This window comes from Nonomuraea sp. JJY05, from assembly GCF_043496855.1.
In the GTDB taxonomy this organism is placed as follows: Bacteria; Actinomycetota; Actinomycetes; order Streptosporangiales; family Streptosporangiaceae; genus Nonomuraea.
In genome coordinates this window covers 1-24,449 of record NZ_JBIEIS010000041.1, presented here as the reverse complement: position 1 = coordinate 24,449, position 24,449 = coordinate 1, and the positions used below count along the sequence as shown (strand labels likewise).

28 protein-coding genes are annotated in these 24,449 nt (G+C 71.5%); 20 read left to right on the top strand and 8 right to left on the bottom strand.

Features of this window, described 5'->3' with window-relative positions; translation table 11 throughout:
• Nucleotides 1-43: 43 nt before the first annotated feature.
• Both ACFKCF_RS45795 and ACFKCF_RS45790 read right to left on the bottom strand, forming a co-directional pair.
• Nucleotides 44-658, bottom strand: coding sequence for a DUF4240 domain-containing protein (locus ACFKCF_RS45795; protein WP_394501656.1), 615 nt, complete (start codon nucleotides 656-658; stop codon nucleotides 44-46).
• A gap of 142 nt (nucleotides 659-800) precedes the next feature.
• Nucleotides 801-1,970, bottom strand: a complete 1,170-nt coding sequence (locus tag ACFKCF_RS45790) for an acyl-CoA dehydrogenase family protein (RefSeq protein WP_394501655.1) — start codon at nucleotides 1,968-1,970, stop codon at nucleotides 801-803.
• Nucleotides 1,971-2,085: 115 nt separating this feature from the next.
• Between ACFKCF_RS45790 and ACFKCF_RS45785 the strand changes: the two genes are divergently transcribed.
• A complete protein-coding gene (locus tag ACFKCF_RS45785; RefSeq protein WP_394501654.1) occupies nucleotides 2,086-2,799 on the top strand; it encodes a TetR family transcriptional regulator in 714 nt (237 codons plus the stop codon).
• Here ACFKCF_RS45785 and ACFKCF_RS45780 read toward each other — a convergent pair.
• Nucleotides 2,789-3,199: an organic hydroperoxide resistance protein gene (locus ACFKCF_RS45780; RefSeq protein ID WP_364853122.1), complete on the bottom strand. Its 411-nt coding sequence runs from the start codon at nucleotides 3,197-3,199 to the stop codon at nucleotides 2,789-2,791. The genes ACFKCF_RS45785 and ACFKCF_RS45780 overlap by 11 nt on opposite strands.
• Nucleotides 3,200-3,281: 82 nt before the next feature.
• Here ACFKCF_RS45780 and ACFKCF_RS45775 point away from each other — a divergent pair, with 82 nt between their 5' ends.
• Nucleotides 3,282-3,848 (top strand): TetR/AcrR family transcriptional regulator, encoded by a 567-nt coding sequence (locus tag ACFKCF_RS45775; RefSeq protein WP_394501653.1) that lies wholly within the window; start codon nucleotides 3,282-3,284, stop codon nucleotides 3,846-3,848.
• Between the two features lie 24 nt (nucleotides 3,849-3,872).
• Here the strand turns inward: ACFKCF_RS45775 and ACFKCF_RS45770 are convergent, their stop codons facing one another.
• Nucleotides 3,873-5,651, bottom strand: coding sequence for a PA14 domain-containing protein (locus ACFKCF_RS45770; protein WP_394501652.1), 1,779 nt, complete (start codon nucleotides 5,649-5,651; stop codon nucleotides 3,873-3,875).
• A 117-nt stretch (nucleotides 5,652-5,768) separates the two neighbouring features.
• Here ACFKCF_RS45770 and ACFKCF_RS45765 point away from each other — a divergent pair, with 117 nt between their 5' ends.
• The 4 genes from ACFKCF_RS45765 (at nucleotide 5,769) to hypF (ending at nucleotide 12,062) form a co-directional block, all read left to right on the top strand.
• On the top strand, nucleotides 5,769-6,755 hold the full coding sequence (locus tag ACFKCF_RS45765) for a phosphotransferase enzyme family protein (RefSeq protein ID WP_394501651.1): 987 nt from the start codon (nucleotides 5,769-5,771) through the stop codon (nucleotides 6,753-6,755).
• 98 nt (nucleotides 6,756-6,853) lie between these two features.
• A complete protein-coding gene (locus tag ACFKCF_RS45760) occupies nucleotides 6,854-8,461 on the top strand; it encodes an FAD-dependent oxidoreductase (protein ID WP_394501650.1) in 1,608 nt (535 codons plus the stop codon).
• Nucleotides 8,462-8,495: 34 nt separating this feature from the next.
• On the top strand, nucleotides 8,496-9,728 hold the full coding sequence (locus tag ACFKCF_RS45755) for a cytochrome P450 (protein WP_394501649.1): 1,233 nt from the start codon (nucleotides 8,496-8,498) through the stop codon (nucleotides 9,726-9,728).
• Nucleotides 9,729-9,791: 63 nt separating this feature from the next.
• Entirely contained in the window at nucleotides 9,792-12,062 is a 2,271-nt protein-coding gene (hypF, locus tag ACFKCF_RS45750) for a carbamoyltransferase HypF (RefSeq protein ID WP_394501648.1), read from the top strand.
• Here the strand turns inward: hypF and ACFKCF_RS45745 are convergent.
• Entirely contained in the window at nucleotides 12,029-12,550 is a 522-nt protein-coding gene (locus ACFKCF_RS45745) for a hypothetical protein (protein ID WP_394501647.1), read from the bottom strand. The genes hypF and ACFKCF_RS45745 overlap by 34 nt on opposite strands.
• A 146-nt stretch (nucleotides 12,551-12,696) precedes the next feature.
• Here ACFKCF_RS45745 and ACFKCF_RS45740 point away from each other — a divergent pair, with 146 nt between their 5' ends.
• Genes ACFKCF_RS45740 through hypE form a run of 13 tightly spaced genes read left to right on the top strand, consistent with a single transcriptional unit; the run spans nucleotide 12,697 to nucleotide 22,242 of the window.
• The gene (locus ACFKCF_RS45740) at nucleotides 12,697-13,707 is read left to right on the top strand and encodes a hydrogenase expression protein HypE (RefSeq protein ID WP_394501741.1); all 1,011 of its coding nucleotides are present in this window, start codon (nucleotides 12,697-12,699) and stop codon (nucleotides 13,705-13,707) included.
• A gap of 16 nt (nucleotides 13,708-13,723) precedes the next feature.
• Nucleotides 13,724-15,529 carry a nickel-dependent hydrogenase large subunit gene (locus ACFKCF_RS45735; RefSeq protein ID WP_394501646.1) on the top strand — a complete coding sequence of 602 codons (1,806 nt, stop codon included), beginning with the start codon at nucleotides 13,724-13,726 and terminating at the stop codon, nucleotides 15,527-15,529.
• Entirely contained in the window at nucleotides 15,529-15,984 is a 456-nt protein-coding gene (locus tag ACFKCF_RS45730; protein WP_394501645.1) for a hypothetical protein, read from the top strand. Before ACFKCF_RS45735 ends, ACFKCF_RS45730 begins: the two co-directional genes overlap by 1 nt.
• Nucleotides 15,981-16,616: a DUF5947 family protein gene (locus tag ACFKCF_RS45725; protein ID WP_394501644.1), complete on the top strand. Its 636-nt coding sequence runs from the start codon at nucleotides 15,981-15,983 to the stop codon at nucleotides 16,614-16,616. Before ACFKCF_RS45730 ends, ACFKCF_RS45725 begins: the two co-directional genes overlap by 4 nt.
• The gene (locus ACFKCF_RS45720; protein WP_394501643.1) at nucleotides 16,613-16,831 is read left to right on the top strand and encodes a hypothetical protein; all 219 of its coding nucleotides are present in this window, start codon (nucleotides 16,613-16,615) and stop codon (nucleotides 16,829-16,831) included. Before ACFKCF_RS45725 ends, ACFKCF_RS45720 begins: the two co-directional genes overlap by 4 nt.
• A 26-nt stretch (nucleotides 16,832-16,857) precedes the next feature.
• Nucleotides 16,858-17,493, top strand: a complete 636-nt coding sequence (locus ACFKCF_RS45715; RefSeq protein ID WP_394501642.1) for a DUF6084 family protein — start codon at nucleotides 16,858-16,860, stop codon at nucleotides 17,491-17,493.
• Between the two features lie 6 nt (nucleotides 17,494-17,499).
• Complete coding sequence (locus ACFKCF_RS45710) at nucleotides 17,500-18,429, top strand: hypothetical protein (RefSeq protein ID WP_394501641.1); 930 nt, start codon at nucleotides 17,500-17,502, stop codon at nucleotides 18,427-18,429.
• Nucleotides 18,426-19,247, top strand: a complete 822-nt coding sequence (locus tag ACFKCF_RS45705) for a hydrogenase maturation protease (protein WP_394501640.1) — start codon at nucleotides 18,426-18,428, stop codon at nucleotides 19,245-19,247. Before ACFKCF_RS45710 ends, ACFKCF_RS45705 begins: the two co-directional genes overlap by 4 nt.
• A 6-nt stretch (nucleotides 19,248-19,253) precedes the next feature.
• Nucleotides 19,254-19,361, top strand: a complete 108-nt coding sequence (locus ACFKCF_RS45700) for a DUF6893 family small protein (protein WP_394501639.1) — start codon at nucleotides 19,254-19,256, stop codon at nucleotides 19,359-19,361.
• A gap of 7 nt (nucleotides 19,362-19,368) precedes the next feature.
• A complete protein-coding gene (locus ACFKCF_RS45695; protein WP_394501638.1) occupies nucleotides 19,369-19,752 on the top strand; it encodes a hydrogenase maturation nickel metallochaperone HypA in 384 nt (127 codons plus the stop codon).
• The gene (locus ACFKCF_RS45690; RefSeq protein WP_192785127.1) at nucleotides 19,730-20,002 is read left to right on the top strand and encodes a HypC/HybG/HupF family hydrogenase formation chaperone; all 273 of its coding nucleotides are present in this window, start codon (nucleotides 19,730-19,732) and stop codon (nucleotides 20,000-20,002) included. Before ACFKCF_RS45695 ends, ACFKCF_RS45690 begins: the two co-directional genes overlap by 23 nt.
• Before the next feature lie 12 nt (nucleotides 20,003-20,014).
• On the top strand, nucleotides 20,015-21,172 hold the full coding sequence (hypD, locus tag ACFKCF_RS45685) for a hydrogenase formation protein HypD (RefSeq protein WP_394501637.1): 1,158 nt from the start codon (nucleotides 20,015-20,017) through the stop codon (nucleotides 21,170-21,172).
• Complete coding sequence (gene hypE / locus ACFKCF_RS45680; RefSeq protein ID WP_394501636.1) at nucleotides 21,169-22,242, top strand: hydrogenase expression/formation protein HypE; 1,074 nt, start codon at nucleotides 21,169-21,171, stop codon at nucleotides 22,240-22,242. Before hypD ends, hypE begins: the two co-directional genes overlap by 4 nt.
• Before the next feature lie 63 nt (nucleotides 22,243-22,305).
• Here the strand turns inward: hypE and ACFKCF_RS45675 are convergent, their stop codons facing one another.
• Genes ACFKCF_RS45675 through ACFKCF_RS45665 form a run of 3 tightly spaced genes read right to left on the bottom strand, consistent with a single transcriptional unit; the run spans nucleotide 22,306 to nucleotide 23,596 of the window.
• Nucleotides 22,306-22,905: an SIS domain-containing protein gene (locus ACFKCF_RS45675; RefSeq protein WP_394501635.1), complete on the bottom strand. Its 600-nt coding sequence runs from the start codon at nucleotides 22,903-22,905 to the stop codon at nucleotides 22,306-22,308.
• Complete coding sequence (locus ACFKCF_RS45670; RefSeq protein ID WP_394501634.1) at nucleotides 22,902-23,117, bottom strand: HypC/HybG/HupF family hydrogenase formation chaperone; 216 nt, start codon at nucleotides 23,115-23,117, stop codon at nucleotides 22,902-22,904. Before ACFKCF_RS45670 ends, ACFKCF_RS45675 begins: the two co-directional genes overlap by 4 nt.
• The gene (locus ACFKCF_RS45665) at nucleotides 23,114-23,596 is read right to left on the bottom strand and encodes a phosphoheptose isomerase (protein ID WP_394501633.1); all 483 of its coding nucleotides are present in this window, start codon (nucleotides 23,594-23,596) and stop codon (nucleotides 23,114-23,116) included. Before ACFKCF_RS45665 ends, ACFKCF_RS45670 begins: the two co-directional genes overlap by 4 nt.
• Before the next feature lie 150 nt (nucleotides 23,597-23,746).
• On the opposite strand from ACFKCF_RS45665, the gene ACFKCF_RS45660 reads away from it, so the two are divergent.
• Complete coding sequence (locus tag ACFKCF_RS45660) at nucleotides 23,747-24,286, top strand: DinB family protein (RefSeq protein ID WP_394501632.1); 540 nt, start codon at nucleotides 23,747-23,749, stop codon at nucleotides 24,284-24,286.
• The last annotated feature ends 163 nt before the right edge of the window (nucleotides 24,287-24,449 follow it).

Sequence of the window (24,449 nt, the reverse complement as noted above, 5' to 3'; positions counted from 1 at the left end):
TATGCGAGTGTTGAACGCCTCAGGAGCGGCAACTATCGGATCTTCATAGGTCCAGGTAGCGGGCTATCCGGGGAAGCCTGCGAGCCAACTCCTGCTCATCATCGAAATCCCATTGCTCGCCGCGGGGACCACTGGAAACCAGCGGGAAATCACCGGAAACGCCACGAGCCTCCGCGGCTTCGCCAAGCCCGTCCGCCCCGTGTCCTGTCACCCGCTCGTAGGCGTCGTAGTGCACGTAGGCCAGAACTTCGAATTCCGGCTCTTCTTCCCTCATCTGCTCCGGATCCGATGGCCGGCGCTTCGTGGAGTTGGCATACGACTCCTCCAACTCCAGCAGGTGGAGCACCTCAGGAAGTTCGATCAGCCGATCGGGGCAGTCGGTGACGGACTCGAACGTCTCGCGCCCCAGACTGACGAGCCAGTTCACGAAGTACTCGAAGCCGTCGAGCGAACCGCTGCCGAACACGAACCAGTACGCCGCATACAGATCGACGGTGCAGCCGCGATTCTGAGTGATCGTCCACCAGACGTCATAGTCGATGATTTCATCGACCGGTCGACGGGAAAGCTCGCCCTCCAACCACGCGACACGCGCTTTCCTCGTGTCAGTCTCATGGCCGGAACGCTCGATCAGGTCCCAGAATTCGTCGACGTCCATGCCGCGTGATGCTGGCACTCCTTGAGCCGTCCTGTAAAGATCACGGAATAGGGACGGAACAGGCCGAGAGCGAAGATCAGCCCGGGTTTCAGCGGACCCGGCCCACCGCCCAAGAAGAGCCGGATCCCCGCACGTCAACCGCCTACTTCAAGAGCTGGCGGGCCATCACCATGCGCTGGATCTGGTTGGTGCCCTCGTAGATCTGGGTGATCTTGGCGTCGCGCATCATCCGCTCCACCGGATAGTCCCGCGTGTAGCCGTACCCCCCGAGCAGTTGGACGGCGTCCGTGGTGATCTCCATGGCCGCGTCGGAGGCCGCGCACTTGGCGGCGCTGGAGAAGAAGGTCAGCTCCTTGACCGGCGTCCCGCGCATGGCCGTCTCGGACATGCCCGCGGCCGCGTACGTGAGCTGCCGGGCCGCCTCCAGTTTCATGGCCATGTCTGCGATCATGAACTGCAGGCCCTGGAAGTCGGCGATCGGGCGGCCGAACTGGCGGCGCTCCTTGACGTAGCCGATGGCGTAGTCGAGCGCGCCCTGGGCGATGCCGAGCGCCTGGGCGGCGATGGTGACGCGGGTGTGGTCAAGGGTGGCCAGGGCGGTCTTGAAGCCGGTGCCCGGCGCGCCGATCATGCGCCAGGCGGGGACGCGGACGTCCTCCAGGATCACCTGGCGGGTGGGCGAGCCCTTGATGCCGAGCTTCTTCTCCTTGGGGCCGAAGGAGACGCCCTCATCGGACTTCTCGACGACGAAGGCGGAGATTCCGCGCGCGCCGGCCGACGGGTCCGTCACCGCCATCACGGTGTAGTACTCCGACACCCCGGCGTTGGTGATCCACATTTTGGTGCCGTTGAGGACGTAGTCGTCGCCGTCCCGGACCGCCCGGGTCTTCATCGACGCCGCGTCCGAGCCCGCCTCCGGCTCGCTCAGCGCGTACGAGAACATCGCCTCGCCGCTGGCCACCGCCGGCAGGTAGCGGGACTTCAGCTCCTCCGAGGCCGACAGCAGGAGCGGGACCGTGCCGAGCTTGTTGACGGCCGGGATCAGCGAGGACGAGGCGCACGCGCGGGCGACCTCCTCGATGACGATCACCGTGGCCAGCGCGTCCGCCCCGGCGCCCCCGTACTGCTCGGGGATGTGCACGGCGTGGAAGTCGGCCGCGACGAGGTCCTTGTAGACCTCCCAGGGGAACTCCTCGTTCTCGTCCGCGGCGGCGGCGCGCGGGGCGATCTTCTCCTCGGCGAGGGCCCTGATCGCCTCGCGGAGCATGGGGTACTCCTCCGCCACGTCGTGCAGGTGGCCGGCCAGGCTCATTCGCTTCTCCCAACTCAAGGACAGGCACTCAGTGACTCAAGATAAGGCACTCAGTGACATGACGCCAGAGCGGGTGTACGGTGAATCACCCCGACAGGCGGATGGAAGGGAGCAGATGTCCGCGAGGCGAGACGCGCGGCGGGAGCTGATGTCCGCGGCCATCAGCCTGTCGCTCGACGCCGGGTTCGACGCGACCACGGTGGACGAGATCGCCAAGGCCGCCGGAGTGGCCAGACGGACGTTCTTCCGGCACTTCCGCACGAAGGAGGACGCGATCCTCCCCGACCACGACGCGTGCCTGGGGCGGGTGACGGAGTTCCTCCAGGAGGCCTCTCCGCTGCGCTCGCCGCTCCTCGTGATCGCGGACGCCGCCGGGATCGTCCTGGACATGTACGCCGAGGACCCGGAGACGGCCGTCAAGCGGTACGAGCTGACGCGGCGGGTGCCGGCGCTGCGCGAGTGGGAGATCGCCGCCATCAGCCGCTACCAGCGGGCCTTCGTCGGCTACATGGACGGCCGCCGCGCGCAGGACGGCGGGCAGGAGTTCCGGCTGCGCCACGAGGTCGCCTCCGCCGCCGTGGTGGCCGCGCACAACCACGTGCTGCGGGGCTGGCTGCGCTCCGGCGGCCGGGGGGACGTACGCGCGCGGCTCGCGGCGGCGATCTCGGAGGTGACCAAGGCCCTCGGCCCCTGGGTGGACGGCCTCGCGGCCGAGGCCGCCGCGGACGAGGTCATGGTCGTCCTCACCACCCGCCGCACGCCGCTGTGGAAGATCGCCGAGGAGATCGAGGCCGTCACCCGCCGCCCCGACGATCCCGCTACTCGATGACCAGGTTGACGGGGATGTTGCCGCGGGTGGCGTTGGAGTAGGGGCACACCTGGTGGGTGGCCTCGACGAGCGCCCGGGCCGCCTCCGGCGCGATGGAGTCGGGCAGTTCGACCCGGAGCGTGGCGTCGAGCTGGAAGCCGCCCTTGCCGTTGGGCGACAGGCCGATCTCGGCCGTGACCGACGCGTCCGAGACGTCGAGCTTCTGCTGCGCGCCCACGAGCCGCATCGCCGAGGCGAAGCAGGCGGCGTAGCCTGCGGCGAAGAGCTGCTCGGGATTGGTGCCCTCGCCGTCGCCGCCCAGCTCCTTCTGCATGGCCAGCTTGACGTCCAGCTTCCCGTCCGAGGAGACCGCGCGGGCGTCACGGCCGGCGGAGGTGGCGATGGCGGTGTAGATGCTCATGTTCGTTGCCCTTCGTTTAGACAGACCTGTCTGTCTGCTGCTGAACCTGAGAGTAGACAGGTCTGTCTGGTATCGTCAACTCGTGAGCGCAGAAACGTTGGAGGGCCGTCGCCCCAGCCCGGCGCGCGAGCGCGTCCTCGAGACCGCGACGCGCCTGTTCTACACGGAGGGCGTCCACTCGGTCGGGATCGACCGGATCATCGCCGAGGCGGGCGTCGCCAAGGCGACCTTCTACCACCACTTCCCGGGCAAGGACGACCTCGTCCGCGCCTACGTGGTCCAGCAGACCTCGCTGCAGCGCACCCTGGTCGCGGCCCTGCGGGCCACTTCGCCGCGCGAGAAGCTGCTGGAGATCTTCGCCTACATGTGCGAGTTCGGCGCGGGCACCACCTATCGCGGCTGCCCGTTCGTCAACACGGCGGCCGAGTATCCCGACCCAGGCCACCCCGTACGGCAGGCCATCAACGAATACCGTCACTGGGTCCGCGGACTCTACCGCGACCTCCTCGCCGCCGACGGCCACGCCGACCCGGAGCGGACCGCCGACATCCTCCTGCTGCTCAGGGACGGGCTCGTGGTCGGCTTCGACCTCGAGGATCCCGCCACGGTCCGCGCCGCCGTCCAGGAGGCGCTCGCCAGGGTGCTGTGAGCCCCCGGCCGGGGGCTCACAGGCTCAGCCGGCGAGCAGGTTCGCCGTGGGGATGATCTGCCGCTGTACGGTGGGACTGGACCAGTGCAGCTGGGCGATGGCGTCGTAGCCGCTGTCGTAGAACTCCATCTTGAGGTTGTGCGCCCCGGCGCTGAGCGCGATCTGGCCGCTGTCGTCGCGCTTGGAGTGGTCCGTCCAGTTGTCCACGAGGAGCGTGCCGTCCACCCAGAGCCGCACGCCGTCGTCGCTCGTGGTGATGAACGTGTACGTCTCGGCCCGCTCGGCGATCACCTTGCCGGTCCACCGCACGCTGAACGTGTCGGCGGACACGGCCGGGTCGGGGGCGTTCGCGCCCCAGTCGAAGTCCACCGCCGGGTCGATCCGGGTCAGCTTGGGCGTGGTCAGGTCGGCGTTGTCGAAGTAGGTCGCGGACAGGCCCTGCTGGTCGATGACCAGGGTCGTGGCCGAGCGCGCGGGGAGCGTGAGCGTCGCGGAGCCGCCCGCGACGGCGGCCGTGCCGGTGCGGTGCGGGGCCCACGTGTCGGAGGTGCTCTGCCAGATCGCGGCCGTGCCCGCCGTCAGGCCGGTGAACGTGAGCTTGGTCTCCAGCGGCTGGGCGCCGACGTTGACCAGGACGACGTTCTTGGCCGCGTCCGAGGCGAACGCGTACAACTGGTCGGTGTCGGCCGTCGCCTGCACCATGGTCGTGCCGAACGGGCGGAACAGGCCCTCGCCGGTGAACATGCCGATGCCGTGGTAGATGGGCAGCGGCTCGCTGCGCTGGATGCCGCCCTCGCCCTTCGTGCTGGTCAGGCCGAGCTGGCCGTTCTTGTCGCCGTACTGGTAGGCGGCGGCTCCGGCGTGCAGGATCTGGCCCAGCGCCGCCGCGCCCCACAGCGTGTTGAAGTGGGTCAGCGTACGGTGGCCGTCGGGGTCGTCGAAGTCGGAGTTGAACTCGCCGATCTGCAGGTCGATCTTGCGGCCGAGCACGGACTCGGCCAGCGCGCCGACCTCCTTCAGGTCCGTCTCGTAGCTGCGGATGGCGGCGCCGAGGAGGTCCTCGTCGGTGATGGGGTCCTGGCCGTTGCCGTAGTCGTGGTAGTCGAGGAAGTCGACCCGGTCCCGCGAGCCCTCCAGGAACGTCCTGATGTACGACAGGTCGTTCCAGGCCGTGGCGGGGCCGCCGACGCGGACGGCGGAGTCCACGGCGTCGAGGGCGTCGGTGATCAGGTTGAAGCGCCGGCTGTACTCAGATGCTGACATTTCCGGCTTTTCCGGGGTGCAGGTGCAGTTGAGCTCGTTGCCCAGGATGAAACGCCGCACCGGCGTGCCCGAGGCGGCGAAGTGCCGGTAGAGGGCGACCGCGTCGTCCCGGTTCACCTCGGCGGTCTGGCGGCCGTCCACCTGGAGGATGACGACCGGCTCGGCGCCCAGGTCGCGGATGGCCGCGATCCAGGCGTCGCCCGTGATGGTCGTGTCGCACTTGTACCCGCCGCACACGATCGGGCTGGAGGGGTTACCCGGCTCCTGGTAGTGCAGCTCTATGCGCATCCGGCCCGCTTTGAGGTTGCGCAGGTTTTCGCGGTGCCGGGAGTCGTTCGTGATGTACGAGCCCTCGCCGTACCCGGTGATGCCGACGCCGTAGTCGCCGGCGGACAGCGTACGAACCGGCTTGGTGAAGTCCACCGAGACGGCGGCGGCAACGGCCGCCTGCGCGGGTGCCGCCACCGGCCAGATCGCCACGGCCGCGGCCAGGCCGCCCGCGAGAGCGGCGCGAAGCGCGCGGCGCGCTGATGCAGTCATCCTTCTCCTGTCACAAGATCCGTGAGAACTCGTGGATCATGACATATACGGATGACAGCCGAGTGAATGCGGGCGTGGCGGTTCATACTGGGGACGCACGGATCCCGCCGCGGAGGGGTGAGCGTGGTCACGGAGCTGGTCGCGCATGTGCGCGAGGCGTTCGGATGGGACGCCGACGTCGTGGTGTCGGCCGGGCCGCGGGGCGCGCTGGGGCAGATCTGGCGCCTGGAGGTGGGCCCGGCCCGGTACGCGCTGAAGGAGATCTTCGGCGAGCCGCCGTCGGAGGCGTTGATCGAGGCGGAGCTGGCGTTCGCGCGGCGGGCGGCCGAGGCGGGAGTGCGGCTGCCGGCCAGCCACCCCGACCGCGCGGGCCGCCACCTGCTGAGCGCCCCCGGCGGCGGGACGTGGCTGCGCCTGTACGACTGGGTGGACCTGCGGCCGGTCGATCTCGCGGCGCGGGCCACGCCGCGAGAGCTCGGGGCGCTGCTGGCGCGCCTGCACCGATGTGCTCCCGCCGCGACGGCGGAGGCCGGCGGCGGGCCGCCGGCCGCCTGGTACCACCAGGTCCCGGCCGAGCGGGACTGGGCGCGGGTGGACGCAGGTGGCGCGGACTGGGCCGGGCGGCTGGCCGACCGGCTGGCGACGCTGCCCGAGCTGTGCGCGGCGGTCGGGCCGGCCGATCCCGCCGAGCTGATCGTCTGCCACCGCGACCTGCACCCGGAGAACGTCCTGGCCGGCCCTGCCGGCGCCCTGGTGGTCGTCGACTGGGACAACCTCGGCCCGGCCGCGCCGGGGCGGGAGCTGGCCAGGGCGCTGTTCGACTGGTTCTGCGAGGGCCCGGACGCGGATCTCGACGCCATGGGGACGATGTATGAGGCTTACGTGCGCGACGGCGGGCCGGGCCGCATCACGCAGGCCGCGGACTTCTCGATGCTGCTGGCGGGCCGCCTGAACTTCCTGCTGGCCCAGACCCGCATCGCGCTCGACCCGGGAGCCGAGCGACGCCACCGGGAGTGGGCGGAACGCGAGATCGACGAGGCCCTGCGCATCCTGCCGACGCCGCGCCAGCTCGCGGACGTGCTGGCGCTGACCGCCTCCCGCTGACCCGGCGGGCGTTTGGTGTGGCTATGACCGCAATGGGTATGCCACCGGTGATTACTTACAGTAATCGCCTCACTACATGCCAGAAGAGGGCGAGCCAGATGAGAGTCGTCGTTGATCTCACCCGCTGCGAGGGCTACGGGCAGTGCGCCTTCCTCGCGCCGGATGTCTTCGCGATGCGCCGTTCCGAAGCCCTCATGTACGAGCTCCACCCGGACGACTCCAAGCGCACCCGCGTCCTGCGCGCCGCCGCGGCCTGCCCGGTCCAGGCCCTGGTGGTCGACCAGGTCCACACGCTCGGCAGGCCCGCGAAGGCCGCCCCGCCCAGGCCGGTGAACGGGAAGAGGCCCGTGGAGGTCGGCCGCATCGTCATCGTGGGCGCCTCGCTGGCCGGGCTGCGGGCGGCGGCGACACTTCGCAGGGAGGGCTACGCCGGGTCGCTGACCCTGATCAGCGCGGAGCCGTACGAGCCGTACGACCGGCCGCCGCTGTCCAAGCAGGTCCTGACCGGGCAGGTGGCCGCCGACGACACCGCGCTGCCGCGGCGGGCCGAGTTCGAGGCCGAATGGCTGCTCGGGCAGGCGGCGACCGGGCTGGACCTGGCGGCCCGGCAGGTTCGCCTCGCGGACGGCCGGAAGGTGGACTTCGACCGCCTGCTGATCGCCACGGGAGCACGCGCCCGGTCCTGGCCGAACCCGCAGGAGGCCGCCCTGGACGGGGTGTTCGTGCTGCGCACCAACGAGGACGCGGCCCGGCTGCGGGAGCGGCTGATCGCGGGCCCCGGGCGCGTGCTGATCATCGGCGCCGGCTTCACCGGGTCGGAGATCGCCTCCGTCTGCCGCGAGCTGGGGCTGGACGTCACCGTCACCGAGCGCGGGAAGGCGCCGCTGGTCGGCGCGCTGGGCGGGACGATCGGGGCGATCGCGGCGGACATGCATCGCGATCACGGCGTGGACCTGCGCTGCGGGGTCAGCGTCGAGGCGCTCGAAGGAGACCGGGACGGGCGGCTGCGCCGCGCGCGCCTGTCCGACGGCACCACGCTCGACGTGGACGTGGTGGTGGCGGCGCTGGGCGCGGAGCGCAACGTCGAATGGCTGGAGGGCTCCGGGCTGGCCGCGGGGGTGTGGGGCGTCGCCTGCGACGCGGGCTGCCGCGCGTTCGACGTCAACGCCCTGGTCACCGACAACGTCTTCGTCGCCGGCGACGTGGCGCGCTTCCCGCACCCGGTGTACGAGTACCAGTTCCTGTCCCTCGAACACTGGGGCAACGCGGTGACCCAGGCCCAGGTCGCGGCGCACAACATGATCAGCGCCGAGAGCGACCGCTGGCCGCACGTGTCCCTGCCGGTCTTCTGGTCCGCCCAGTTCGGCGTCAACATCAAGTCCGTCGGGGTGCCGACCTTCGCCGACGAGGTGGTCATCGCGCAGGGCTCGGTCGCCGAGCGCCGGTTCGTCGCCGTCTACGGCAACCGGGGCCGCATCACGGCCGCCGTCGCCTTCGACCAGGCGATGTGGCTGGACTTCTACCAGGCGCAGATCGAGCGGGCCGCGCCGTTCCCGCCCGGCCCCGGCATGGTCGGACGGCCCGACGGCATCCAGGTCATGCCGGCCGACGTACCGCAGCGGGTCTCCCCCGCCTACGGCGCGACCGTGGTGCTGACCGGCCACAACCCGGACGAGCGCCGCGTGACGCTGCAGCCCCGGCACTGAACCACACCGAGCGAGCACATCAGGGAGCCTTCATATGGCGGAGGAAGTAGCAGCGGCGAGCGTCTACGAGCGGATCCTCGACCACGCCAACCGCGCCGATCCGTACCCGCTCTACAGCGAGCTCCGCAGGACCCCGGTGGCCCGGCAGGCGGACGGCGGCTACGTGGTCAGCGGCTACCGGGAGATCGTCGCGCTGCTGCACGACCCCCGCGTGAGCTCCGACGTCCGCAACATCCCCGAGATCGCCGCCGAGCGTGAGTCGGGGACTGCGCTGCCGTCGTCCTTCATCAGACTGGACCCGCCGGACCACGACCGGATCCGCTCCATGATGATGCGGCACTTCGGGCCGCCCCACTCCCCCGGCCGGGTCGACGGCATGGCGCCCCGGATCATGCGGATCGTCACGGACCTGATCGACGGGTTCGCCGGGAAGAGGCGGGTCGACATCGTCGAGGACTTCGCCTATCCGATGCCGGTCACGGTGATCTGCGAGCTGCTGGGCGTGCCGCGCGAGGACGAGCCCCGCTTCCACCGCTGGTCGCAGGCCATCATCGAGACCGTCGACCCGACGACCGGGACCATCGGCGAGCGGGAGCGGCGGAACATGGAGATCAGGACGGAGCTGGGCGCGTACATGGAAGAGCTGGTGCAGGCCCACCGGCGGCGGCCGGGCGACGACCTGCTCTCGGCGATCGTCACCGACCCGGCCATCGACCTGCGGCTGGAGGAGCTGCTGAGCGCCGCCTCGACGCTGCTCGTCGCCGGCCACGAGACCACCGTCAACCTCGTCGCCAACGGCGTGCTCACCCTGCTGCGCAACCCCCGCGTGCTGGACCGGCTGCGCCACGAGCCCGACCTGGTCATCGGCACGGTGGAGGAGCTGCTCCGCTTCGAGCCGCCGGTGCAGCTGCTCAGCCTCCGGCGCTCCGCGCTGGCCGACATCGACATCGCGGGCACCACGATCCCGAAAGGCGCCGTCATCAGCCTCGTGCTCGCCGCCGGCAGCCGTGACCCCGCCCGTTTCCCCGATCCCGACCGCTTCGACCCCGACCGGCAGGACAACCAGCACCTCGGCTTCGGCAGCGGCATCCACTACTGCTTCGGCGCCCCGCTGGCCCGGCTGGAGACGCAGCTCGCGCTGGGCGAGCTCGCGCGGCGGCTGGTCAATCCGCGCCTGGCCGGCGACCCGCCGCCGTACCGGCCGAACCCGGGCCTGCGCGGGCCCCGGCACCTCTACGTGGAGTTCGACGACGTCCTGCCCGCGTGAGCGGTCCGCCGCCTCGCCGACGAGGTGATTCAGTCCGGGCCGTTCTCGTTGCAGACTGGCCCGATGGGGGTGCGGGTCCGGGTCGAGGGCGTCGTTCAGGGGGTGGGCTTCCGGCCGTTCGTGCACGGGCTGGCCACGCGGCTCGGGCTGGCGGGCCGGGTGGGCAACGACGCCCACGGCGTCTTCGTCGAGCTGGAGGGCGGTCGCGGCCAGATCGCGGAGTTCCTGGTACGGCTGGAGCGCGACGCGCCCCCGCTGGCCGCGATCGAGCGGGTGACCGTCGCCTCCCGTACGGTCCGTGCGGGCGGCCGGTTCGAGATCGTCGCGAGCGACCCGTCAGGGGCGTCACGCACGCTGGTCTCGCCCGACATCGCGACCTGCGCCGACTGCCTGGCGGAGCTGGCCGACCCCGCCGACCGGCGCTACCGCTACCCGTTCGTCAACTGCGTCAACTGCGGGCCGAGGCTGACGATCGTGCGGGCGATGCCGTACGACCGGCCGCTGACCACGATGGCGGGGTTCGCCATGTGCGACGGCTGCCTGGCCGAGTACCACGATCCGGCCGACCGGCGCTTCCACGCGCAGCCCATCTGCTGCCCGGCGTGCGGTCCCGCGCTCAGGCTCGCCGGCGCGGCGGGCGACCCGCTGGCCGGCGCCGTGGAGGTGCTGCGCCAGGGCGGGGTGCTGGCGGTGAAGGGGCTCGGCGGCTACCACCTGTCGGTGCCGGCCGCCGACGAGCGCGCCGCCGCCGAGCTGCGGCGGCGCAAGCGGCGCGAGGACAAGCCGTTCGCGGTCATGGTCGCCGACCTGGCCGCGGCCCGGCGGCTGTGCGAGGTGGACGAGGCCGGCGCCGCGCTCCTGACCGACCGCGCCGGGCCGGTCGTCCTGCTGCCGCGCCTCCCGGACGCGGCGGTGGCCGGGGCGGTCGCGCCGGGAAGCCGGCAGCTCGGGCTGATGCTGCCCTACACGCCGCTGCACCACCTGCTGCTCGCCGGCGTGGCCGCCCCGATCGTGCTGACCAGCGGCAACCGCTCGGACGAGCCGATCGCGTACGACGACCGCGACGCCCTGGAGCGGCTCGGCGGCATCGCGGACGCGTTCCTCACGCATGACCGGCCGATCCACCTGCGCGCCGACGACTCGGTGGTGCGGCCCTTCCGAGGGAAGGGGATGGCCGTGCGGCGCTCGCGCGGCCACGCTCCGCGCCCGTTCACGCTGGCCGGGGAGGCGCCCCGGCCGATCCTCGGCTGCGGCGCCGAGCTGAAGAACACCTTCTGCCTGGCGAAGGGCCGGCACGCGTTCGTCTCCCCGCACATCGGCGACCTGGAGGACTACGAGACCTTCCGGTCGTACGTCGAGGGCATCGAGCATTTCGCCGCGCTGTTCGACGTACGTCCCGAGGTGGTGGCCCACGACCTGCACCCGGAGTACCTGTCCACCAAGCATGCCCTGGGCCTGCCAAACGTCGAGCTGGTCGCCGTCCAGCACCACCACGCGCACATCGCCGCCTGCCTGGCCGACAACGGCGAGCACGGCCGGGTGATCGGGGTCGCGTTCGACGGGCTCGGCTACGGGCTCGACGGAACCCTGTGGGGCGGCGAGTTCCTGCTGGCCGACCTGGTCACGTTCGAGCGGGCCGGGCATCTGGCGCCCGTGTCGATGCCGGGCGGCGGCGCGGCCGTCAGGCAGCCGTGGCGGATGGCCGCCGCGTACCTGGACGGGGACGGTGAGGCGCTGGCCGTGGCGCGGCGCAACCGGCGGCGGTGGGGGCAGGTGAGCGCGCTGGCCCGGCGCGGCGGGCAGGCCGCGCCGCTGACGTCGAGCGCGGGCCGCCTGTTCGACGCCGTGGCGGCGCTGCTCGGCGTGCGCGACACCATCACCTACGAGGGGCAGGCCGCGATCGAGCTGGAGCAGCTCGCCGACCCCGCCGAGCGCGGCGGCTACCCGGCTGCCGTCTCGCGCGACGGCGGCGTGCTGGTGGCGGCCGGCTCGGACCTGGTACGGGCCGCCATGGCGGATCTGGCCGCGGGCGTCGGCGTGCCGGTCATCTCCGCCCGCTTCCACAACGGCGTGCGCGATCTCATCGTGCGCTGCTGCCTGATGCTGCGCGACGGGACGGGGCTGACGACGGTCGCCCTGTCCGGCGGTGTCTTCCAGAACCTCCTGCTGCTGCGGCGCACGGTGGACCGGCTGGGCGAGGCCGGGTTCCGGGTGCTCACCCACTCCGGCGTGCCGGCCAACGACGGCGGCATCAGCCTCGGCCAGGTGGCCGTCGCCGCCGCCCGGGACCGGCTCGGCGATCACTCCATGGGGCTCTCCGGCACGTCCCGGTGAGGCCACGGGGAGGCGCCGACCACGACCCCGTACAGCAGGTGGTCGGCCAGCAGCGCCAGGCGCTCCGGCGTGGTGCGGGGGTGGCGCGGCAGGCCGAGGGTGGGCGCGATGGCCGCCTCGAAGGCGACCCAGATCGCGACGCCGTACGCCGGTCCCGCCCAGGGGTGGCGGCGGACCGCGTGCGGCAGCAGCCCGTACAGCGCCCCTCCGGCCGTGCCGTACCCCCAGTGCGCCAGCTCCACCATCGCGGGGCGCCGCTGATGGCGCACCCGGCGGAACAAGCGCGGGATAGTGCGCTCCAGCACGGCCTCGGGCGGCACCTTCGCCACGAGGCCGATCGCCGTCGTGAACTGCCGCAGCCCGGACATCGCCATGGAGCCGATCGCTCCCCGCGCGGCGGCGCGGATCAGGACCTGCGCGGGCCGGGTGGACACGCGTTCGCGCTGCTCATCGCGGGTGCCGGTACGGGGCGGCAGAGTCTGCGTCATGGTTTACAACCTCCGTCATCACGGTATGTCCGCTACGTAGAGTCGCAGGTCGGATACCAAGCGATATGGGGGCCTAAACCTCTACACAGGCCAACAAGGGGGCTTGGGCCATGACAACCACACAAACACCGAAAGCCTTGGACGAGGTGCATATCCTGTGGACCTCGGAGGGCATGAGCTGCGACGGTGACACGGTCTCGGTCACCGCCGCCACGCTGCCGAGCCTGGAGGACGTCCTGCTCGGGCTCGTACCGGGACTGCCGAAGGTGCACCTGCACAACAAGGTGCTGGCCGCGGAGACGGGTGACGCCTTCATGGCCCCGTTCCACCGGGCCCACCAGGGGGAGCTCGGCCCGTTCATCTTCGTCGTGGAGGGTTCCATCCCGAACGAGAGGATCAACGGCGAGGGCTACTGGACGTCCATGGGCAACGACCCGGTCACCGGCGAGCCCATCACGGTCAACCAGTGGATCGACCGGCTCGCGCCCAAGGCCTGGGCCGTGGTCGCGATCGGCACCTGCGCGACGTACGGCGGCATCCACGCCATGGCCGGCAACCCGACCGGGTGCATGGGGCTGTCCGACTACCTGGGCCGCGACTTCCGCTCCGCGGGCGGGCTGCCCATCGTCAACGTGCCCGGCTGTCCCGTGCAGCCGGACAACTTCACCGAGACGCTGACCTGGCTGCTGTACCAGGCGGCGGGCCTGGCGCCGACGATCCCGCTCGACGAGATGCTCCGTCCCACCTGGCTGTTCGGCAAGACCGTGCACGAGGGCTGCGACCGGGCCGGCTACTACGAGCAGGGCGACTTCGCCCAGGACTACAACTCGCCCAAGTGCCTCGTGCGCGTCGGCTGCTGGGGTCCGGTGGTCAACTGCAACGTCACCAAGCGCGGCTGGATGGACGGCGTCGGCGGCTGCCCGAACGTGGGCGGCATCTGCATCGCCTGCACCATGCCCGGCTTCCCCGACAAGTTCATGCCCTTCATGGACGAGCCTCCGGGAGCGTCCGTCTCGGCCGCGATGAGCGGCGCGTACGGCGCGATGATCCGCAGGCTTCGCGCGATCACCAACAAGGCAGCGAACAAGGAGCCGAAGTGGCGCCACAACCGCCGCAGGCTGACGAGCGGGTTCGACCCGCGCTGGGGAAACGGTTGAGAGGGAGAGCGGCGAGGTGGCAATCCGTACGGCGGGTGAGAAGAAGCTCAAGGGCGAGGCCCGCGAGCTGGTGGAGATGTCCTGGGACCCGATCACCAGGATCATCGGGAACCTGGGCATCTACACGAAGATAGATTTCAAGAACCGCGAGGTCGTCGAGTGCAAGAGCACGTCGTCGCTGTTCCGCGGCTACAGCGTGTTCATGAGGGGCAAGGACCCGCGCGACGCCCACTTCATCACCAGCCGCATCTGCGGCATCTGCGGCGACAACCACGCGGTCTGCTCGATCTACGCGCAGAACATGGCGTACGGCATCAAGACCCCGCCACTGGGTGAGTGGATCGTCAACCTGGGCGAAGCCGCCGAGTACATGTTCGACCACACGCTCTTCCAGGACAATCTCGTCTTCGTCGACTACTGCGAGCAGATGGTCAAGGAGACGAACCCGAGCCTGCTGCGCCGGGCCGAGACGACCCAGGCGCCCAACTCCGGGATCCACGGCTACCGGACGATCGCCGACATCATGCGCGCCTGCAACCCGTTCAGCGGTGACCTCTACCGCGAGGCGCTGCAGGTCAGCCGGATCACCAGGGAGATGTGCTGCCTGATGGAGGGCCGGCACGTGCACCCGTCCACGCTGTATCCCGGCGGCGTGGGCACCGTGGCCACCCCGCAGGTGTTCACCGACTACATGGTGCGGCTGCTCAAGGTCCTCGACTTCGTCAAGAAGTCCGTCCCGATGAACGACGACCTCTTCGACTTCTTCTACGAGGCGATGCCCGGCTACGAGGAGGTCGGCCGCCGGCGCGTGATGCTCGGCTGCTGGGGCGCGTTCCAGGACCCGGCGGTGGTCGACTACGACTACCGGACCATGAACGAGTGGGGCCGGCGGATGTTCGTCACGCCGGGCATCGTGGTGGACGGCAAGCTGGTCACGACGAACCTGGTGGACATCAACCTCGGCATCAGGATCCTGCTGGGCAGCTCCTACTACGACGACTGGCAGGCCGAGGAGACGTTCGTCACCCACGACCCGCTGGGCAACCCGGTGGACCAGCGCCACCCGTGGAACCAGACGACCCTGCCCAAGCCGCAGAAGCGCGACCTGGAGAACGGCAACTACAGCTGGGTGATGAGCCCCCGCTGGTACGACAGGAGCACCGGCGACCACCTGGCGCTCGACACCGGCGGCGGCCCGCTGGCCCGGCTGTGGACCACGGCGCTGGCCGCGCTCGTCGACACCGGCACGGTGCGGGCCACCGGCCAGAGCGTGGAGATCAACCTGCCCAAGAGCGCCTCCTTCCCGGAGACGCGGCTGGAGTGGCGGATCCCGCGCTGGGCGAACACCATCGAGCGCAACCGCGCCCGCGTCTACTTCGTGGCGTACGCGGCGGCGATGGCCGTCCACTTCTTCGAGCAGGCGATGGGCGAGGTCAGGGCCGGGCGCACGCAGGTGTTCACCGACTTCGACGTGCCGGACGAGGCGATCGGCGTCGGCTTCCACGAGGCGGTGCGCGGCGTGCTGTCGCACCACGTGGTGATCCGCGACGGGAAGATCGCCAACTACCACCCGTACCCGCCGACGCCGTGGAACGCCAGCCCGCGCGACAGGTACGGCACGCCGGGCCCGTACGAGGACGCGGTGCAGGGGCTGCCGATCTTCGAGGAGAACGGCGCCGACTCGTTCAAGGGCATCGACATCATGCGTACCGTGCGCAGCTTCGACCCGTGCCTGCCCTGCGGGGTGCACATGTACCTCGGCGGCGGCAAGGTGCTCAAGCAGGTGCACTCGCCCACCTTCGGCGCGAGCGTCTCCGGCTGATGAACGAGCGCGTCCGCAGGATCGAATCCCTGCTCGACAAGGCCGACGCGGCCGCCACGGAGCTCGTCGCGGAGGTGCTCGGCCTGTACGGCGAGGGCCTGGCGCGGGTCATGACGCTCGTGGGCGAGGAGGCGGCGGCGCGCCTGGGCGCCGACGAGCTGGTCTCGCCCCTGCTCCTGCTGCACGATCTGCACCCGCTGGACACGCGGACCCGGGTGGAGCGGGCGCTGGCCGGCGCAGGCGACCTGCTCTCCGTCGAAGGCGACCTGGTACGGCTGCGCGTACGCCCGTCCGGCTGCCGCTCCTCGTCGGCCGGGGCGGCCTCGGCCCTCCGGGACGCGGTGCGCGAGGCTGCCCCGGAGATCGAGCGGGTCGAGATCGAGGTCGCGGACGCGGCCCTGATCCCGGTCGAGAGCCTGAGCGTCCGCCCCGCCTCGCGGGCGCCGGTGCCATGACGGGCCTGCTGCGCCGGCTCGCCGCGCAGTCGGTCGAGCCTGCTCGGCGGGAACGGCGGACCCAGCGCTGCGAGCTGTGCGCCGAGCCGCTGCCGGCCGTCCACCGCCACCTGCTGGAGCTGGCCGGGCGCGAGCTGCGCTGCGCGTGCCGCGCCTGCCAGGTGCTGTTCGACCACGCGGCGGCCGGCGGCGGGCACTACCGGCTGGTGCCCGAGCGCCGCTGGCGGCTGAACGGCTTCCGCCTGGACGAGGGCGCCTGGGCCCGCCTGCGGGCGCCGGTGCGCACGGTGTTCCTGATCCACGACTCGGACACCGGTGACCCGGTCCTGTACTACCCGAGCCCGGCCGGTGCGGTGCAGGCGCCCGCCGACCGGACCGCCTGGGAGCTGCTGCGACGCGACAACCCCGTGCTGCGGCAGCTGGAGCCGGACGTCGAGGCCCTGCTCGTCGACCGCGAGGCCTGGATCGTGCCGGTGGACGACTGCTACGCGCTCGTCGGAGCCATCCGCGCGCACTGGCGGGGCCTGACGGGCGGCAAGGACGTACGCGAGCACATCACCCGATTCTTCACCGACCTCGGCGGCCGGTCCGTCACCGTGCCGGCCGCCGGCAGCGACAGGAGTCCAGCATGAAAAAGAAGTCGACGATCAGGACCGGGCGGCGCGACGTGCGTCCCGACGCCCCCTCCCACGTCAAGGGCGTGGCCGAGGGCAACGCGGCGGGCAGCTACGACAAGCAGAAGGGCCACCTGCCCGACGGCCGCTCCACGGCCAGGCGCTCGACCGGCGTCAACCCGCGCATGCACGACCCGATCGACCCCGACATGCCCAACCTGTCACCCGCGTGAAGCCGCCGACATCAATGGCGACCTCAATGGCCACGCCACCGGCCCTGCGGATCGAGGTGCGCGACGTCGAGCCCGCCACGCCCGCCGTCGCGCCCGCTCTGTGTTTCCGGCTCGACCTGCGTGCGGACGCTCCGGTCCAGGCGCTCACGCTGGCCACGCAGATCCGCATCGACGCCACCGCACGCGGCTACGACGAGCCCGCGCCGCAGCGGCTCAAGGAGCTGTTCGGCCCGCCGGAGGAGTGGGGACGCAACCTGTCCAGCCTGCTGTGGACGCAGACCGTCACCCACGTCCCGGCCTTCACCGGCGGCACGACCACGCCGGTCACGGTCGCGTGCACCTACGACTTCGACGTGGCCGCGGCCAAATACCTGCACGGCCTGCCGGACGGCGAGGTGCCGCTGCGGTTCCTGTTCACCGGGACGGTGTTCTACCTCGACGACGGCCGCCTGCAGGCGGCCTGCCTGCCGTGGGACACCGAGGCGGACTTCCGCATGCCGGTGGAGGTGTGGAAGGACCTCATGGACCGCCACTTCCCGGACACCGCCTGGATCCGGCTGGAGCGCGGCACGTTCGACCGCCTGTACGCGCACCGGGTCCGGCACACCCTGCTCGGCTGGGACGACGCGGTGCGGTCGCTGCTGGAGACGGGCGGAGGCTGATCCCACATGGACCCTGTCAGGCAGATCGCGCAGGCCGTGCTTTACGAGGGCTACCTGCTGTGGCCGTACCGGGAGTCGTCGCTGAAGAACCGGCACCGCTGGACGATCGGTGGCGTCCACCCCGAGGCGTACGGGCGGGCCAATGACGGCAACCCGTGGCTGATGCGTACCGAGTGCCTGCTCGAAGCCGGGCCCCGCGACCTCGTCGACGTGTCCGTGCGCTTCCTGCACGTCGTCACCCGGCTGCGCGCCGGGGAGCCGGAGGCGACCGGCACCGGCATCTTCGAGGAAGCGCAGGAGCGTGAGGTGAGCATGCCGGGCCTGGTCCTGGAGGATCTGCTGCACGGCCCGCTCATCGAGAAGATCGACATCCCGGCCCGGCAGCAGTCTCCGGAAGGCGGCTGGCGGGAGTTGTGCGGCCGGATCGAGGCGAGCGCGCGACGGCTGCGCCCGGACCTGTTCCGGATCACGGTCGAGGTGGTCAACACCACGCCCTGGCCCGGAGGCGGCCGCGAGGAGGCCATGCGGCGCACGCTGGTCTCCGCGCACACCGTGCTGCGCGCGCCGCGGGCCCGGTTCGTCTCCCTCATGGACCCGCCGCAGGATCTGCTGGCGGAGGCTGCGGCCTGCGACAACGCCGGCGTCTGGCCGGTGCTCGCCGGGCCGGAGGGCGACCGGCACACCGTGCTGTCCGCGCCGATCATCCTCTACGACCACCCGCGGATCGCGCCGGAGAGCCCCGGCGACCTCTTCGACGCGACCGAGATCGACCAGCTCCTCACGCTGAGCGTGCTCGCCCTCAGCGACCGCGAACGGGAGGAGATCCGCCACGGGGACCCGCGCGCCCGCGCGATCCTCGACCGCTGCGACTCCCTCACACCCGACGAGCTGATGCGGTTGCACGGCATCATGCGCAGGACGGAGCCACACGAATGACTGGATTCTGGACCCGGATGGAGGGCCGCGGCCCCGCCGAGGTCGTCATCGCCGGCGTGCAGGTCGGGCCGGGCAGCCGGGTACGGCTGCGGCCCCGCGCGCAGGCCGACGTCTTCGACCTCGTGCTCGACGGCCGCGTGGCCGTCGTGGAGAGCGTGGAGCAGGACGACGAGGGCGCCTTCCACCTCGCGGTCACGCTCGACGACGATCCCGGGCGCGACCTTGGCGAGGCCCGGCTGCCCGGGCACCGGTTCTTCTACTCCCCCGAGGAGATCGAGCCTCTCGGGGAGCAGGACGGCCGCCCGGAACCCGGCCGCGTCCTGGTGGCCGGGATCGGCAACGTGTTCCTGGGGGACGACGGGTTCGGCGTCGAGGTGGCCCGCCACCTGGCCGGGCAGGCGGGCGTCGCGGGCATGGAAGTCGTCGACTTCGGCATCCGCGGCATGGACCTGGCCTACGCCCTGCAACGGGACTACACGGGCGTGGTCTTCGTGGACGCGGCCCGGCGTGGGCTGGCTCCCGGCACGCTCACCGTCCTCGAGCCCGAGCTGCCGGACGGGGAGGACGCCTCGGTGGAGACGCACGGCATGGACCCGGTCCGGGTCCTGCGGCTGGCCCGGCAGCTCGGCCGGCTCCCCGCGCGGGTGCGGGTCGTCTGCTGCGAGCCGGCGTCGGTCGAGGAGGACCCGTTCGAGCTGAGCGCGCCGGTACGCGCGATGGTCGGCGAGGCGGCCGGCCTAGTGAAGTCCCTGGTTATGGAAATGATTGCGGAAAGTGCCACTCCGGACGCCCGCGATCCGGCACCCACGGTGAGGTGATGTGAGATGTGGAAGTCGCGCACGGTGAAGCTGGTCGTGCTCTGCGGGATGGCGCTGGTCGTCATCCGCATGTGGCCGGACATCCGGCGATACATCAAGATGGAGCGAATGTAGGGGCAGCATGCATGAGATCGGGATGTGCGAGGGGCTCGTCGAGCTGATCGAGCAGCAGGCGGGAGGCAGGACGGTCGCGGCCGCCCGGGTACGCGTCGGCGCCCGGCACGCCGTCGTCGACGAGGCCTTCGGGCAGGCGTTCACGCTGGCCGCGGCCGGCACGACCGTTCAGGACGCGGTGGTGGAGCTCGTCATCACGCCGATGACGGTCGGCTGCCGCAACTGCGGCGAACACTCCGAGTCGGTGGACACGCTGGCGGCCTGCCCGGGTTGCGGCGACGATGGCGTCGACATCAGCGGCGGCGACGAGCTGGTCCTGGAGTCGCTCACCTTCGCCGCGTCAGGCGCTTCCGACGGGGAGGTGCCCGGTGTGCCTTGGCATTCCAGGTGAGCTCGTCGAGCGCCTCCCCGAACACGAGGACCTCGCCGTGGTGGACGTCAGCGGCGTGCGCCGTCGCATCAACGTGGGCCTGCTCGCCGACGAGGCGCTCGGGCCCGGCGACTGGGTGCTCGTGCACGTCGGGTTCGCGCTGTCCAAGATCTCCGAGCTGGAGGCGCAGGCGGTGCTCGACTACCTCAACGGGCTCGGGCAGCCGTACGAGGACGAACTCGACGCGCTGCGCACCTCGGACATCGCCTAGGAAGGACCTGTGATGCGGTTCGTCGATGAGTACCGCGACGCGGGCACGGCGCGGGCGCTGGCCGCTCAGATCGCCGCCCGCTGCCGGCCGGGGCGCCGATACACGTTCATGGAGGTGTGCGGGGGTCACACGCACACCATCTACAAGCACGGACTGGAGGACCACCTGCCGGCCGAGGTCAACCTCGTGCACGGCCCCGGCTGCCCGGTCTGCGTGATCCCGATGGGCAGGGTGGACGATGCCATCCACATCGCCCGCCAACCGGACGTGATCATGACGTCGTTCGGCGACATGATGCGGGTACCCGGCGGGGCGGGCTCGTTCCTGGACGCCAAGGCGGCGGGGGCCGACATCCGGATGGTGTACTCGCCGCTGGACGCGCTCAAGATCGCGCGGGCCAACCCGGACCGCAGGGTCGTCTTCATGGCCATCGGCTTCGAGACCACGGCGCCGTCCACGGCCATGACCGTGCTGCGCGCGGAGGCCGAGGGGCTGGCCAACTTCTCCGTCTTCTGCAACCACGTCATGATCATCCCGGCGATCAAGGCCATCCTCGACTCGCCGGACCTGCGGCTCGACGGGTTCATCGGGCCGGGCCACGTGTCGGCGGTGATCGGCTGCCAGCCGTACGAGTTCATCGCCCGCGACTACGGCAAGCCGCTGGTGGTCGCCGGGTTCGAGCCGCTGGACATCCTCGACTCGGTCCACCGCCTCCTGACGCAGCTCGCCGAGGGCCGCTGCGAGGTGGAGAACCAGTACGCCCGCGTGGTGCCGTGGCAGGGCAACCGCATCGCGCTGTCGGCCATGGGCCGGGTGATGCGGCTGCGGCCGCACTTCGAGTGGCGCGGGCTCGGGTTCATCGCGCACTCCGCCCTCGCCATGGCGGACGAGTACGCCCGCTTCGACGCCGAACGGGTCTTCGACCTGCCCGGCGTGCGCGTCGCCGACCCGCGGTCGTGCCAGTGCGGCGAGGTGCTCAAGGGCGTGCTCAAGCCGTGGGAGTGCAAGGTGTTCGGCACCGCGTGCACCCCGGAGACGCCGATCGGCACCTGCATGGTCTCCTCCGAGGGCGCGTGTGCCGCGTACTACAACTTCGGGCGCTTCAGCCGGGAGGAGATGCGCTCGACGGCCGCCGGCGAGCCGCTGGCGGAGGAGGCGAGCCGGACATGAACCGCGAACAGCAGGTGCTCGCCCGCATCGAGCGGATCCGGCGGCGCAAGCCGGTCGTCAGGGAGGAGCGGATCACGCTCGCCCACGGCGCCGGCGGCAAGGCCACCCACACCCTGATCGAGGCCGTTTTCCTGGAGGCGTTCCGCAACCCGCTGCTCGCGCCGCTGGACGACGGCGCGCTGCTGCGGGTGGGCGGCGAGCGGCTGGCCTTCACCACCGACTCCTTCGTGGTCTCGCCGCTGTTCTTCCCCGGCGGGGACATCGGCGACCTGGCCGTCAACGGCACCGTGAACGACCTGGCCATGTGCGGGGCCCGGCCGGCCCACCTGTCGGCCGGCTTCGTCCTGGAGGAGGGCTTCCCCGTCGCCGACCTGCGGCGCATCACCGACTCGATGGCCGCCGCCGCGGCGGCGGCCGACGTCACGATCGTGACCGGCGACACCAAGGTGGTCCAGCGCGGCAAGGCCGACGGCTGCTTCATCACCACGGCCGGGGTCGGGCTCGTCGAGCAGCCGGTCACGCTGTCGGCCTCGCACGCGCGGCCGGGAGACGCGGTCCTCGTCTCGGGCCCGATCGGGGAGCACGGCGCCGCCATCATGCTGGCCAGGGACGACTTCGGCATCGAAGCGCCGATCGCCTCCGACACGGCTCCGCTGCACGCCATCGTCGCCGAGCTGCTGGCCGCGATGCCGCAGCACGTCCGTACGCTGAGGGACGCCACCCGGGGAGGGGTGGCCACCGTCGTCAACGAGGTGGCCAACGCGTCGGAGGTGGCCGTCGTCCTGCGGGAGGACGACATCCCGGTGCGGCCGGAGGTCACCGGCGTGTGCGAGCTGCTCGGCCTCGACCCTCTCTATGTGGCCTGCGAGGGCCGTTTCGTCACGGTGGTCGACGGCGAGCACGCCGGGCGGGCCCTCGAGGTGCTGCGCTCCCACCCGCTGGGCGCCGAGGCCGCGATCATCGGAACCGTCGCGGCGGCACCGGCCGGGCTGGTCCTGCTCCGCACCACTTTCGGCGGCACCCGGGTGGTCGACGTCCTGGTGGGCGACCCGCTGCCCCGCATCTGCTGAGCTCGGTCGGCGGGCGGCCCGTCCACCCCGCACCTGCTGAGCTCCGGTCGGCGGGCGGCCCGTCTACCCTGCGGCGGCTGAAACCAGCTCGGCCAGCACGTGGTAGAGGGTCGCCTGCGCCTCCTGGATGCGGTGCACCGACGACGAAGGGACCACGAACAGGTGCTCGGCCAGCCCTTCCTCGGCCATGCGGCCGCCTCCGGAGCCGGCGAACCCGATGGTCACCATCCGCAGGCTCGCGGCCCGCTCCAGGCCGCGCAGCACGTTGGCCGAACCGCCGCTGGTGGACAGGGCGCAGGCGATGTCGCCCTCGCCGCCGAGCGCGGCGAGCTGGCGGGCGAACACCACCTCGAAGCCGACGTCGTTGCCGAGCGCCGTCACGAGCGCCGTGTCGGCCGCCAGCGACACCGCGGGCAGGCCGCGCCCGGTGAACAGGTCCGCCACCGACTGCGCGTCGGTGCTGCTGCCGCCGTTCCCGAACGTGAACAGCCGCCCGCCGCGGCGGAAGGCGGCGGCCAGCGCGGCCGAGCACGCCACCAGCGGGCCCTCCAACTCGTCCAGCACCCGCCGCCGCAGCTCCAGGCTCTCGCGGGCCTTCTCGGCGGTGGACGCCAGCGCGTCGAGCGGGTCGCGCCGCAGGAACGGGTAGAGCGTCTCGGTCATCGGTCGTCCCTTCCGAGCACGGCGATCGCCTCGCCCGCGTGCACCAGTACGGTGTCCCCGACCCGCGCCTGCACCAGCGCCACGCTGATCTCCTCGGTCCCCGCGCCGGTGTCGGCCCGCGCCAGCCCGTCGGGCAGCAGCCCCACGACCCGCACGGCCACGGCCACATCGCCGCACGTCACGCAGGAGTCGCAGACCTCCTCGTCACTCATGTGGGGCACTCCGATTCCTGGAACACGTGGACCAGCTCCCACAGCAGGTGGTACATCGTGATGTGGATCTCCCTCGCGACCAGCGGATCCGCGCTCCGCGCGGTCAGCACGTGCTCCGCCTGCGCGCACGCCTCGTCCGCCGTCAGGGCGACGGTCAGCATGCCGAGCGCGCGGGCGGCGGCCAGGTCGCCGTCGAGCGGCCGGATCCCCACGGCGATGTCCTGGGAGCGTCCCAGCACCGGCAGCGAGGAGGGCTCGGCGCCCAGGCTGAGCGCCGGAAGCGCACGCTTGCCCACGATCACCGGGTGGGTGAACTCCACGGCCACGTGCGCCGCGTCCGAGGCGGCCTCGCCCCGGCCGAAAGCCAGCAGCCTGCCTCCGCGCCGGAACCGGCCGGACATGGCGGCCGCCGCCGCGACGACCGCGCCGACGTCTTCCACCAGCGCCGTTCCGGCGGCCTCACGGACCCGATCGAGCACTTCGGCATCCCGTCTTCCTGCGCTGCACGACATCGCCCATTCCACCGTGGTCCGGTACGAACGGCGCGGCTTTCCCCGCCACCGATTCGGCAAGGTCCCGGCAAGATTCGCCCACCCGAACGGCCCGCCGAGGCTCTACACTCACCGATCATGACTCAAGTGGACGAGCAGGGCCGCCCCGAGCCTCCTCTCGCGGCCGACGAGACCGCGACCCTCCTGGGCTTCCTCGACTACCAGCGCGCGACCTTCGCGTGGAAGTGCTCGGGCCTGGACGCGGCCGGGCTGAAGGCGACCGTCGGCGTGTCGTCGATGACGCTGGGCGGGATGCTCAAGCACCTGGCCTACGTCGAGAGCTACTGGTTCATCCGGTCGCTGCGCGGCGGAGAGTGGCCGCCCCCGTGGGACGCGGTGGACTGGAAGTCCGACCGCGACTGGGACTGGCGTTCGGCCGCCGACGACTCCCCCGAACAGCTCTTCGCGCTCTGGCAGGAGGCGGTGTCCCGCTCGCGGTCGGTGGTGACGGAGGCGCTGGCCGGCGGCGACCTCGGCCAACCGGCCAAGCTCAGCTGGGCCGACGGCCAGACGCCCGGCCTGCGGTGGATCCTGTGCCACATGATCGAGGAGTACGCGCGCCACAACGGCCACGCCGACCTCATCCGGGAGTCGGTGGACGGGCTGACCGGGGAGTAGCCGCCGGTCCTCGAATATTGTCGGTGAGCTGCTCTAGCCTCAACGCCGTTCAGTTAGGGCTGGGGTAGCAGCGTCAAGGGCTGGCCGGGATCATGTTGATGCTGATGGTGGCTTTGTAGGTGGTCCGGTCGATGGCGGGTCCGCGGGCGTTGTATTTGGAGAT

What these genes read in the sequence shown, in the direction of transcription:
- ACFKCF_RS45795 (WP_394501656.1), bottom strand. Translation starts at nt 658, where the DNA reads ATGGACGTCGACGAATTCTGGGACCTGATCGAGCGTTCCGGCCATGAG.
- ACFKCF_RS45790 (WP_394501655.1), bottom strand. Translation starts at nt 1,970, where the DNA reads ATGAGCCTGGCCGGCCACCTGCACGACGTGGCGGAGGAGTACCCCATG.
- ACFKCF_RS45785 (WP_394501654.1), top strand. Translation starts at nt 2,086, where the DNA reads ATGTCCGCGAGGCGAGACGCGCGGCGGGAGCTGATGTCCGCGGCCATC.
- ACFKCF_RS45780 (WP_364853122.1), bottom strand. Translation starts at nt 3,199, where the DNA reads ATGAGCATCTACACCGCCATCGCCACCTCCGCCGGCCGTGACGCCCGC.
- ACFKCF_RS45770 (WP_394501652.1), bottom strand. Translation starts at nt 5,651, where the DNA reads ATGACTGCATCAGCGCGCCGCGCGCTTCGCGCCGCTCTCGCGGGCGGC.
- ACFKCF_RS45760 (WP_394501650.1), top strand. Translation starts at nt 6,854, where the DNA reads ATGAGAGTCGTCGTTGATCTCACCCGCTGCGAGGGCTACGGGCAGTGC.
- ACFKCF_RS45755 (WP_394501649.1), top strand. Translation starts at nt 8,496, where the DNA reads ATGGCGGAGGAAGTAGCAGCGGCGAGCGTCTACGAGCGGATCCTCGAC.
- hypF (WP_394501648.1), top strand. Translation starts at nt 9,792, where the DNA reads ATGGGGGTGCGGGTCCGGGTCGAGGGCGTCGTTCAGGGGGTGGGCTTC.
- ACFKCF_RS45745 (WP_394501647.1), bottom strand. Translation starts at nt 12,550, where the DNA reads ATGACGCAGACTCTGCCGCCCCGTACCGGCACCCGCGATGAGCAGCGC.
- ACFKCF_RS45730 (WP_394501645.1), top strand. Translation starts at nt 15,529, where the DNA reads ATGAACGAGCGCGTCCGCAGGATCGAATCCCTGCTCGACAAGGCCGAC.
- ACFKCF_RS45725 (WP_394501644.1), top strand. Translation starts at nt 15,981, where the DNA reads ATGACGGGCCTGCTGCGCCGGCTCGCCGCGCAGTCGGTCGAGCCTGCT.
- ACFKCF_RS45720 (WP_394501643.1), top strand. Translation starts at nt 16,613, where the DNA reads ATGAAAAAGAAGTCGACGATCAGGACCGGGCGGCGCGACGTGCGTCCC.
- ACFKCF_RS45715 (WP_394501642.1), top strand. Translation starts at nt 16,858, where the DNA reads ATGGCCACGCCACCGGCCCTGCGGATCGAGGTGCGCGACGTCGAGCCC.
- ACFKCF_RS45710 (WP_394501641.1), top strand. Translation starts at nt 17,500, where the DNA reads ATGGACCCTGTCAGGCAGATCGCGCAGGCCGTGCTTTACGAGGGCTAC.
- ACFKCF_RS45705 (WP_394501640.1), top strand. Translation starts at nt 18,426, where the DNA reads ATGACTGGATTCTGGACCCGGATGGAGGGCCGCGGCCCCGCCGAGGTC.
- ACFKCF_RS45700 (WP_394501639.1), top strand. Translation starts at nt 19,254, where the DNA reads ATGTGGAAGTCGCGCACGGTGAAGCTGGTCGTGCTCTGCGGGATGGCG.
- ACFKCF_RS45695 (WP_394501638.1), top strand. Translation starts at nt 19,369, where the DNA reads ATGCATGAGATCGGGATGTGCGAGGGGCTCGTCGAGCTGATCGAGCAG.
- hypD (WP_394501637.1), top strand. Translation starts at nt 20,015, where the DNA reads ATGCGGTTCGTCGATGAGTACCGCGACGCGGGCACGGCGCGGGCGCTG.
- hypE (WP_394501636.1), top strand. Translation starts at nt 21,169, where the DNA reads ATGAACCGCGAACAGCAGGTGCTCGCCCGCATCGAGCGGATCCGGCGG.
- ACFKCF_RS45675 (WP_394501635.1), bottom strand. Translation starts at nt 22,905, where the DNA reads ATGACCGAGACGCTCTACCCGTTCCTGCGGCGCGACCCGCTCGACGCG.
- ACFKCF_RS45670 (WP_394501634.1), bottom strand. Translation starts at nt 23,117, where the DNA reads ATGAGTGACGAGGAGGTCTGCGACTCCTGCGTGACGTGCGGCGATGTG.
- ACFKCF_RS45660 (WP_394501632.1), top strand. Translation starts at nt 23,747, where the DNA reads ATGACTCAAGTGGACGAGCAGGGCCGCCCCGAGCCTCCTCTCGCGGCC.